Source organism: Glaciihabitans sp. dw_435 (assembly GCF_018449675.1).
Taxonomy (GTDB): Bacteria; Actinomycetota; Actinomycetes; order Actinomycetales; family Microbacteriaceae; genus Glaciihabitans.
Map to the genome: position 1 here is coordinate 1 of NZ_JAAVUZ010000037.1, position 4,243 is coordinate 4,243.

Genomic DNA, 4,243 nt, shown 5'->3' on the forward strand with positions numbered 1-4,243 from the left:
TGTCTGTGACAGGTTGAAGTGGCCCCGTTGTGACGGTCTGTTCTGGCCCCACTTGCGACTTGCCGAGGTGGTTGTGACGGTTTGATTTGGCCCCACCCGAGGGTGGTTCTCGTCTGAGTTGTTGTCGGCGAGAAGGGGCCGGAAATGGTGTCGAGAGTGGATCTGTTTGCGAGTATCCGACGAGATGCCCGCGTCGAAGAACTATCGATTCGGGAGCTTGCCCGTCGATATCAAGTCCACCGGCGAACGATCCGTGCAGCGCTGGAGTCTGCTGTTCCGCCGCCGCGTAAGACGCCGGTTCGTACCGCGATCCGGTTGGATCCGTTCAAGCCCGTTATAGAGGGAATGCTTCTGGAGGATTTAAAGGCCCCGCGCAAGCAACGGCACACGGCCCGGCGGATCCTTGCCCGTCTCGCTGACGAGCACGGCGCAACTGAGTTGTCGTACTCGACGGTGCGGGATTACGTCCGGGTCCGCCGGGCCGAGGTCGAGATCGCGGCCGGTCGCCGGATCGAAGCGTTCATCCCCCAGGAGCATGCCCCCGGCCGGGAGGCGGAGGTCGACTTCGGGGAGGTGTGGGTGATTCTGGCGGGGGTCAAAACCAAATGTCATCTCTTCGCTTTCCGCCTCGCGTTTTCGGGGAAGGCGGTGCACCGGATCTATCCAACGCAGGCGCAGGAAGCGTTCCTCGAAGGTCACATCGCTGCGTTCAAAACGATCGGCGGGATCCCGACCGGTCATATCAAATATGACAATCTGACCGCAGCCGTCCAATCGGTTCTCTATGGGCAGGGGCGGGCGCGGGTGGAAAACGAACGGTGGGTACTGTTCCGTTCCCACTACGGGTTCGATTCCTTTTACTGCCAGCCAGGGATCACCGGCGCCCACGAAAAGGGCGGGATTGAGGGGGATGTGGGCCGGTTCCGGCGCACCTGGCTCTCACCGATGCCGGTCGTTGACTCCCTTGCCGAGTTGAACGAGAAAGTGATCAAGTGGGACCAAATTGATGAGGACCGGCGGATCGCGTCACGGTTACGAACCGTCGGAGCCGACTTCGCGATGGAACGGCCGCAGCTTGCGCCTTTGCCGGTGGATGATTTCGATCCTGGGCTGCACCTGACACCTCGGGTGGAGCGGTCTTCGCTGATCACCGTCCGGCAAGCAAGGTATTCGGTGCCGTCGAAGTTCATCGGACGCCAGGTCCACGTTTCGCTTCGAGCCTCAGAGCTAGTCGTCTACGACGGCCGGACGGTCATCGCCGAACATCCTCGGGTCGTGGCCCGCGGTTCGGACAGCATCAACCTCGACCACTACCTGGAAGTGCTGCAGGTCAAACCCGGTGCCCTGCCCGGCTCCACCGCTTTGGCCAGAGCCCGGGCTGCGGGGGTGTTCACCAGCGCGCATGAAGCATTTTGGGCGGCGACCCGGAAAGTCAACGGAGACTCCGCTGGAACGCGGGAATTGATCGATGTGCTCCTCCTGCACCGATCGATGCCGGCCGACGACGTGGTTGCCGGGCTGACCTCGGCGGTGAACATCGGTGCGGTAACCGCGGATGTGGTCGCGGTCGAAGCACGCCGCCACCAGACCGAGACCACGGGTGGGGTCAGTTCGGACCGTCTTCCTGTTGAACATGCTCCGATCAACGAGCACCGTGTTGTCAGTCTGACCCTGCGTCGGCTGACCGATCCCGCCGCGGTGATCGCTGGCCTTCCAGCCGACACCAGGCCGGTTCCCTCCGTCGCCGGCTACGACGACCTGCTCGCTATCCACCGTCCCGCTCCCCAGCCTGAATCGCCGTCGCCACGGAAGGACTCCGCCTCATGACCACCACCACTCCCACCCCACAACCGGTGTTCCGCCGGCGCCGCGGTCTGACCGAGGAAGCGGCGATCGCCGCCATCGACCAGGCCTGCCGGCGGCTTCGCCTGCCAACCATCCGGGGCGTCGTTGACGATGCGGTGGCCATCGCGCAGAAGGAACAGCTCAGCTACCACGGACTGCTGGCCGAGCTCCTTCTGGCCGAGTGTGACGACCGTGACCGGCGCTCCTCGATCCGCCGGGTGAAAGCTGCCGGCTTCCCGCGCGACAAATGGCTCGGAGATTTCGACTTCGACGCGAACCCGAACATCAACCCAGCCACGATCAACACGTTGGCCACCGCTGAATGGGTTCGTCGAGGTCAACCATTGTGCTTGATCGGCGACTCCGGGACCGGTAAATCGCATCTACTCATCGGCCTCGGGACCGCGGCGGCGGAGAAGGGGTTCCGGGTCAGATACACCCTTGCCACCCGGCTCGTGAACGAGCTTGTGGAAGCCGCCGACGAGAAAACCCTCGCCCGCACCATCGCCCGGTACGGAAGAGTCGACCTGCTCCTCATCGACGAGCTCGGCTACATGGAGCTCGATCGCCGCGGTGCCGAACTGCTCTTCCAAGTCCTCACCGAACGGGAAGAGAAAAACTCCGTCGGCATAGCCTCCAACGAATCCTTCTCCGGGTGGACGAAGACCTTCACCGACCCGAGACTTTGCGCTGCGATCGTCGACCGGCTCACTTTCGGCGGCAACATCATCGAAACCGGAACCGACTCCTACCGGCTCGCCCACACCCGCCAACAACAACGGACTTCCTGACCTCGGAGATGGACCCAATCACAGGGCCCATCTCCTTTTGTAGTCAGCGGCGTATCTCGATGAGGAGAATCCAGCCGTAGTAGACCGAGACCACGATCCCTGCAATTAGCTCGGCGAGCAACCAATACAGTCCGCCGCCAGCACCGAGGACTAACGATATTCCTGCGATCACGCCAGGAATGGAAGCTACGAGTGCATATCCGACCAGGCTCACTCTCCACCGCATCATGTGACTGCCACCGAGATTGCGAAACGTGGTGCCCAACACAATGCCAGCCAAAACGACAGCGATGATCAGCGTCTCGGTCCCGTACACGGTTCGCGATTGCCCAGGCACTAGGCCAACAACACAAAACAGCACTAGTCCGATAAGGATGCTCAGCGTTCGTGCTGCGAGTGCGGGTAGGGCCGGGATTTTCAGAATGTCTTCGTGGTTCAGTGACACGGCCACGAAGATCAAACCCGCAAGCGCCGCGGTGGCGCCACCAGTCATGACGAAGAGCTCGTGCCAGAGTTCGGGTTCGTATGCGATCACGATGTCAGCTCACCGAAAGTCATCAGCGTGGTCAACAGCCCACTCGGCGAACTCGATGGCAGGCCGCCCGAGAACCCGTTCGACCGTGTCGGACACTCCGGAGTTGCCGGCGGCCGCGTCATCGAGGAACTGCAGAACGGCCTCCGCTTCCCACGCGGGCATGAACCGACCGACATTCGCGGCAGCTTCGTCCCGGGAGAGCTCGACCACGGAGAACTCCTTCCCTGCCGCAGCAGAGATTGAAGCGACCTGAGCTCGTTGGCTCAGACGGTCGGGTCCGGTAAGAATGCCGGTGACGTCGTCATTTCCCATGAGGGCAGCCACAGCAACCGCAGCGATATCAGCCTCGTGCACTGGCGCGGTAAGCGCGTCGGGCTGGTAGATCGACACACTCCCCGTGGCTCGGATCGGATAGGACCACCCCAGATCGTTCGTGGCGAGCACGAGCGGCCGGATCGGAACGAGGGCGAAGCCTCCCGCTGCCGTCAGCGCCTGTTCTACCTCTCGATGTTCTTCCGTGATCTTGTTGCCGAGAGAGGTGGGATGAATGACGGAGCCCGAAGACAACAAGACGATGCGCTCAAGCCCCGCAGCATGGGCGGCCTCGATGACACCTTCCACGCCCTCGTGGTTGGCGAAGAGGAACGCTTGGCCGATTCCGGCAAAAGCTGCTTCCAGACTCGCCCGGTCGGTCAGATCAGCGGCAACAGCTTCCACACCCGCAGGTAGCTGGCCCGGTTCGGGCCGCCGCGTCGAAGCGCGCACCGGCACATCCCGGGCGATGAGGTCATCGAGAATAAGTCGGCCGATACCGGCACGGGCACCCATCACGAGGGTTGGCTTGCTAAGAGGGTTGTTCATTTTTTTGGTCTCCAAAGCGCGTTTCAGAACGCGCCACGGAATCGCCAACTGGCCACGAGGCGTTCCGACGCTTCACCCCGACGAGACAACAATACCCGCGACTGAACCTGGTAACTGCGATCCCGTCTAGATAATCGCGGCGATACGCCCATAGAAAAGTGGGGCCACTTCAGCCCGCCGCGCCGGGGCCAAATCGACTTGACATAGTCAA

The 4,243-nt window shown here is 62.3% G+C and carries 4 protein-coding genes; 2 read left to right on the plus strand and 2 right to left on the minus strand.

What is annotated here, in order from left to right; translation table 11 throughout:
- Positions 1–144 precede the first annotated feature (144 nt).
- Positions 145–1,827 (plus strand): IS21 family transposase, encoded by a 1,683-nt coding sequence (gene istA / locus HB677_RS18065; protein WP_213817131.1) that lies wholly within the window; start codon positions 145–147, stop codon positions 1,825–1,827.
- A complete protein-coding gene (gene istB / locus HB677_RS18070) occupies positions 1,824–2,636 on the plus strand; it encodes an IS21-like element helper ATPase IstB (RefSeq protein ID WP_213817132.1) in 813 nt (270 codons plus the stop codon). Before istA ends, istB begins: the two co-directional genes overlap by 4 nt.
- Before the next feature lie 43 nt (positions 2,637–2,679).
- On the opposite strand, the gene HB677_RS18075 is transcribed toward istB, so the two are convergent.
- The gene (locus tag HB677_RS18075) at positions 2,680–3,171 is read right to left on the minus strand and encodes a hypothetical protein (protein ID WP_213817133.1); all 492 of its coding nucleotides are present in this window, start codon (positions 3,169–3,171) and stop codon (positions 2,680–2,682) included.
- Positions 3,172–3,180: 9 nt separating this feature from the next.
- Positions 3,181–4,032: an NAD(P)H-binding protein gene (locus tag HB677_RS18080; protein ID WP_213817134.1), complete on the minus strand. Its 852-nt coding sequence runs from the start codon at positions 4,030–4,032 to the stop codon at positions 3,181–3,183.
- Positions 4,033–4,243: the final 211 nt, after the last annotated feature.